Annotated in this window: 5 protein-coding genes; 3 read left to right on the forward strand and 2 right to left on the reverse strand. The window is 72.6% G+C overall.

Annotated elements, in window-relative coordinates:
• Window positions 1-28 precede the first annotated feature (28 nt).
• Complete coding sequence (ppk2, locus tag ABZ371_RS27865) at window positions 29-979, reverse strand: polyphosphate kinase 2 (protein ID WP_358684537.1); 951 nt, start codon at window positions 977-979, stop codon at window positions 29-31.
• A gap of 191 nt (window positions 980-1,170) precedes the next feature.
• Here ppk2 and ABZ371_RS27870 point away from each other — a divergent pair, with 191 nt between their 5' ends.
• From ABZ371_RS27870 to ABZ371_RS27880, 3 genes are all read left to right on the forward strand, one after another.
• Complete coding sequence (locus tag ABZ371_RS27870) at window positions 1,171-2,364, forward strand: cytochrome P450 (protein ID WP_358684540.1); 1,194 nt, start codon at window positions 1,171-1,173, stop codon at window positions 2,362-2,364.
• Window positions 2,361-2,588, forward strand: coding sequence for a ferredoxin (locus ABZ371_RS27875; RefSeq protein ID WP_358684543.1), 228 nt, complete (start codon window positions 2,361-2,363; stop codon window positions 2,586-2,588). The genes ABZ371_RS27870 and ABZ371_RS27875 overlap by 4 nt, the downstream gene beginning before the upstream one ends.
• Before the next feature lie 187 nt (window positions 2,589-2,775).
• The gene (locus tag ABZ371_RS27880) at window positions 2,776-4,986 is read left to right on the forward strand and encodes a UvrD-helicase domain-containing protein (protein ID WP_358684548.1); all 2,211 of its coding nucleotides are present in this window, start codon (window positions 2,776-2,778) and stop codon (window positions 4,984-4,986) included.
• Between the two features lie 58 nt (window positions 4,987-5,044).
• Here ABZ371_RS27880 and ABZ371_RS27885 read toward each other — a convergent pair.
• The coding region (locus ABZ371_RS27885; protein WP_358684546.1) for a SpoIIE family protein phosphatase at window positions 5,045-6,016 on the reverse strand (972 nt) is incomplete at its 5' end.

The raw sequence follows: 6,016 nt of genomic DNA on the forward strand, positions 1-6,016 counted from the left end.
GAGCCGGCGCCCGTCCGGGCGGCGGGTCCTAGGGGTGCTCGCCCGGGCCCTCGGTGTTCGGGGCGAGACGGGTCGGCGAGAGCGCGGTGTCCTCCTCCCCCGGTTCGAGCAGTGTGGCGGCGGCGCCGACGATCAGCGGGTCCGGCCTGCCGACCGCCGCGGTGTCCTTCGCCGTGTAGTCGATCCGGGCCAGCAGGCTGCGCATCGCCTCCAGGCGCGCGCGGCGCTTGTCGTTGCTCTTCACGACGGTCCACGGGGCGTGCGCGGTGTCGGTGGCCCGGAACATGTCGATCTTCGCGGTGGTGTAGGCGTCCCAGCGGTCGAGGGAGTCGATGTCCGTGGGCGAGAGCTTCCACTGGCGTACCGGGTCGACCTGGCGGATGGCGAAGCGGGTGCGCTGCTCGGCCCGGGAGACGGAGAACCAGAACTTCACGAGGATGATGCCGTCGTCGACGAGCATCTGCTCGAAGACGGGGGCCTGGCGGAGGAAGAGTTCGTACTCGGGCGGTGTGCAGAAGCCCATGACGCGCTCGACACCGGCCCGGTTGTACCAGGAACGGTCGAAGAAGACGAGCTCTCCCGGCCCCGGCAGGTGGCTGACGTAACGCTGGAAGTACCACTGGCCCCGCTCGCGGTCCGTGGGCTTGTCCAGGGCCACGATGCGGGCGCCGCGCGGATTCAGGCGTTCGGTGAAGCGCTGGATGGTGCCACCCTTGCCCGCCGCGTCCCGTCCCTCGCACACGACGACGACCCGCGCGCCCGTCTCCTTCGTCCAGCGCTGCAGCTTGAGCATCTCGATCTGGAGTATGCGCTTGACCCGTTCGTACTCGTTCCGGCGGACCTTGCGGTCGTACGGGTAGTTCTCACGCCAGGTCTTGATGGGCCGGCCCGCCTCGTCGAGCAGGATCGGCTGCTCCGGCCTGCTCGTGTCGACGGTCAGGCCGTCCAGCAGTTGCTTTCCCAGTTGATCGCGGTCCACGAAACGGAGCCTTTCACTCGTTCGCCTGATTCGCCACCGGGTGGCGGCAGTCTCCGCCTGCCCCGGAGCAGCCCCGCGACGCCCCGGTCCGGCCGGTGTCCTGGGACCGGGATGGCCGACAAGGCGCTGTTGACCGTCCCGGCGGACGCGCCGGATGCTCGGTGTCCGCCGAGAAGCAGGGAGGCCGGACGATGACGGTCACGACCCAGCAGACGCCTGTTCCCTACCCCTTCAACGAACCGGCCGGGCTGGGGTTGGCGGACGCCTACCAGGAGGCGCTGGACCGGCCCGGACTGATGCGCGTGCGCATGACGTACGGGGAACCGGCGTGGCTGGCCACCCGGTACGCCGACGCCCGCCTGGTCCTCGGTGACCGGCGCTTCAGCCGGGCCGAGGCCCTGCGCCACGACGAGCCGCGGCAGTCGGAGGGGCAGCGGGACAGCGGCATCCTGAGCATGGATCCCCCCGGGCACACCCGCCTGCGCACCCTGGTGGCGAAGGCGTTCACCGTGCACCAGGTGGAGAAGTTGCGGCCGGCGGTGCGGGAACTCGCCCACGGGCTGCTCGACGGTATGGAGGCCGCGGGGCCACCCGCCGACCTCGTGGAGCACTACGCGCTGCCGATCCCGGTCGCGGTGATCTGCCGCATGCTCGGCGTGCCGGAGGAGGACAGGCCGGCGTTCCGGGTCTGGAGCGACGCCGCCCTGTCGACGAGCTCGCTCACCGCCGAGGAGTTCCTGCGCAGCCGTGAGGAGCTGCGCGCCTACATGGGAGGGCTGATCGAGGAACACCGGCGGCGCCCTCGGGAGGATCTGATGTCCGGGCTGATCGAGGCCCGCGACACCGGTGACCGGCTGGGCGAACAGGAGCTGGTGGACCTCTGCGTCGGCATCCTCGTCGCGGGCCACGAGACCACCGCCACCCAGATCCCCAACTTCGTGCACGTCCTGCTCGACCACCCCGACCAGCTGGAGCTGCTGCGCAGCCGACCCGAACTGATCCGCGGAGCGGTCGAGGAACTGCTCCGGTTCGTCCCGCTGGGCAGCGGCGCGAGCTTCCCCCGGTACGCGACGGAGGACGTGGAGGTCGGTGGCACGCTCGTCCGGGCCGGTGAGCCCGTGCTCGTCGCGGTGGGCGCCGCCAACCGCGACGCGCTGAAGTTCGACGGAGCCGGCCGGCTGGACGTGACCAGGAGCGGAGTGCAGCACCTCGGCTTCGGGCACGGGGTCCACCACTGCCTCGGCGCCCCGCTGGCCAGGCTGGAACTGCAGGAGGCGCTCCAGGCCCTGCTCGTCCGCCTCCCGGGCCTGCGCCTGGCGGGAGACGTGGCGTGGAAGGACCGGATGCTCGTGCGGGGTCCCCGCGAGATGCCGGTGGGGTGGTGACGGCCGTGACGTGGACGACGGAGGTCGACCGCGGGCTCTGCATGGGGTCGGGCATGTGCGGTGGCATCGCTCCCGAGTTGTACCGGCTGGACGAGACCGATCGGGCGGAGCCCGTCCACCACCGGATCCCCCGGGACGAACGCGCCCTGGACGCCGCCGACTCCTGTCCCGCCTCGGCGATCCTGGTGAGGGAGGGCGAGCGGCTGATCGGGCCGCGCCCCTGACGAGGCGGCGCCGCGGGTGGTGACGGCCCCGGCGAGACGAAAATCCCCGGTCCGCGATTGCGGGCCGGGGATTTCCTCGCGTATGTTTGTTGTTTCTGTGCACATACAGAAAAAGCCCCCAATGGGGGCCGACTGAATTCACCATATCGGGCAGGGAGCCAATTTGTCAACCCGCGACAACGCCGAACTGCAGGCGGAACAGGAATTCGTCCAGCGGGTCCACGACCGTGTCGACGTACTGCGCACAGCGGCCGCGCACCGTGTCCAGGAGGCGTTGACGCCGGTCGGGACCGGTCTCCAGGCGCGCCTGGAACGCGATGTCCTCGTCGCCGAGCGTTCGCACCTGCTGGCAGCGCTCGACGCGGTCGACGGCTCGCTGTGTTTCGGCCGTATCGACCTCTCCGACGGCACCGCGCACCATATCGGCCGGATCGGAATTCGCGCGGACGACGCCGATCACACCCCGCTCCTGATCGACTGGCGGGCACCGGTCGCCCGCCCCTTCTATCTCGCGACCGGCCACACGCCCATGGGGCTGCGCCGGCGTCGGCACATCGCCACCGAGGGCACTCGGGTGACCGAGCTGCACGACGAGATCCTCGACATCGGGGACGACGAGCGCACCGGCTTCGAGGACCCTTCCGCGGACGCCGTGCTGCTCGCCGCTCTCGGTGCCGCCCGCACCGGCCGCATGGGCGACATCGTGCGGACCATCCAGGCGGAGCAGGACCGCATCATCCGCGCCCCGCACCGGGGCGTCCTCGTCGTCGAGGGCGGCCCGGGTACCGGCAAGACGGCGGTCGCGCTGCACCGGGCGGCCTTCCTGCTCTACGAGCACCGCGAGTTGCTGGCCAAGCGCGCCGTCCTGATCGTCGGCCCCAACCCGGCCTTCCTCCGCTACATCGGCGAGGTGCTGCCGGCGCTCGGGGAGACCGGCGTGATGCTGGCGACGCAGGCCGAGCTCTTCCCCGGGGTCGACGCGCGGGGGACCGACACCCCGCGCGCCGCCGCCGTCAAGGGCGGCGAGGACATGGCGGAGGCCCTCGAGCTCGCCGTGCGCGACCGGCAGCGGCTGCCCGAACCCGGTGACCCGGTGGTCATCCCCCACGACGACGGGGAGCTCGTGCTGGACTGGGAGATCGCCTACGAGGCACGGCAGGCGGCCCGTGACACCCGGTTGCCGCACAATCTCGCCCGCCCGTACTTCGCCTTCCACATCATCGACGCCCTGACCGCCCAGCTCGCCGAGCGCATCGGCGCGGACCCGTACGGAGGCCCCAACTTCCTCGGCCCCGACGACATCGCCCAGCTCGGCAAGGCCGTCGCCGCGAGCCAGGAGGTGCATGCCGCCGTCGCGGACCTGTGGCCCGTGCTCACCCCGCAGCAGTTCCTCGCCGACTACCTCTCCGCCCCCGTCCACGTACCGGCCGAGGACGCCGAGGCGATCCGGCGGGCCCCGGACGACGTGCGGTGGACCCCTGCCGACGTCCCCCTGCTCGACGAGGCGGCCGAACTGCTCGGTGTCGACGACAGCGCCGAGCGGGCCGCCGCCGAGGCCGAGCGCCAGGAACGGATCGCCTACGCACAGGGGGTGCTGGAGCTGTCGCGGGGCTCGCGGACGTACGAGTTCGAGGACGAGGAGTCGGAGGTCCTCTCCGCCCACGACATCGTCGACGCCGACCGGATGGCGGAGCGGCACGAGGAGGCCGATCACCGCAGCGCGGCCGAGCGGGCGGCCGCCGACCGGACGTGGGCCTTCGGGCACATCATCGTGGACGAGGCGCAGGAGTTGTCGCCGATGGCCTGGCGACTGCTGATGCGGCGCGTCCCGACCCGCTCGCTGACCCTGGTCGGCGACCCGGCGCAGACCTCCCAGGAGGCCGGGGTCGGCTCGTGGGAGCGCATTCTGCAGCCGTACGTCGGTGACCGCTTCGAGCACGTCAGGCTCGCGGTCAACTACCGGACACCGGCCGAGGTCATGGAGCTGGCCGCCAGGGTCGTGCGGGCCGAGGACCCCTCCTTCGAGCCGCCCGGCTCGGTGCGGTCCACCGGCGAGGTGCCCTGGACGCGGGACGCGGGCGAGGACCTGGCGGGCGCGGTCGCGCGTGCCGTCGGCGAGCTGACTCCCGAGGAGGGACGGCTCGCGGTGATCGCGCTGCGGGAGCTGCACGAGGAGATCGCCGCCCCGCTCCCGGGCGTCACGGCGGGCGCCGCGCCCGACCTCACCCTCCCGGTGGTGCTGCTCGACCCGCGGGAGGCCAAAGGGCTGGAGTTCGACCACGTGCTGGTGGTGGAACCGGCCCGGTACGGGACCAGCGACCTGTACGTGGCCCTGACCCGTGCCACGCAACGCCTCGGCATCGTCCACCGGGAGCCGCTGCCCGCGGCGCTGCGCTGACGGCGCCCGGGGGACGGCCGGACCACCGCCCGCTCCTCCGGCCCCTGACGGGGCGGGGTCAGGGCGGGGGCGTGGGCCGGACGGCGAGGACGGCGATGTCGTCGGCGCTGTCGGCCCCCAGCCGGATCAGCAGTTCGTCGCAGAACACGTCGAGGGGTTCGCCCGCCAGGTCGGCGGCGTGCCGGCGCAGTACGTCCAGACCCTGGTCGAGGGTCTCGCCCCGGCGTTCCACGAGGCCGTCGGTGTAGAGGAGGAGGGTGGAGCGGGCGGGAAGGGGGTCCTCGGCCACGGGACGGGGCAGCTCGGGATCCATGCCCAGCAGCAGGCCCGCGCCCTCCTCCAGGTAGCGGGTGTCCCCGTCCTCGGTGGTCAGCAGCGGGGGCAGGTGCCCGGCGGAGGAGTGGTGCAGTGTCCAGGGGCCCTGCTCGGTGCCCTTCACCAGGGCGTAGACGCAGGTGGCGGTGGCCTCCTGGGAGAGGCTGTGGTTCGCCCGGTCCAGGCGCCGCAGCACCTCCCCCGGTGGCTCCTGGCGGTCCATGGCGATGCCGCGCAGCATGCTGCGCAACTGGCTCATGGTGACGGCCGCGTCGAGGTCGTGCCCGGCGACGTCTCCGATGACCAGTGCCGCTTCCTGGTTGGGGAGGACGAAGCTGTCGTACCAGTCGCCACCGACCTGCGCCGCGGTGGAGGAGGGGGCGTAGCGGGCGGCGAGTTGCAGATACCGCAGGTCCGGCAGCGCGGGCAGCAGGGAGCGCTGGAGGTGTTCGGCGATGGCCCGGGTCTCCTGGAACAGGCGGGCGTTGTCGACTCCGAGGGCGAGGCTGCGGACGAGGTCGTCGACGAACGGCAGGTCCCCCTCGTCGAACGGCGGTTCGCCACCGAGGCGGACCAGGGTCAGGGCGCCGAGGACCTCCCGGCGGGCCCGGAGCGGGGCCACCACGGCGGTGCCGGCCCCGAGGCGCTCGAACAGCTCCCGGTGCCGCAGGTCCAGCCGGCCGACCGCCTGCCCCGGTGCGGGCAGCTCGGTGAG

Source organism: Streptomyces sp. NPDC005899, assembly GCF_040629645.1.
Lineage (GTDB): Bacteria > Actinomycetota > Actinomycetes > Streptomycetales > Streptomycetaceae > Streptomyces.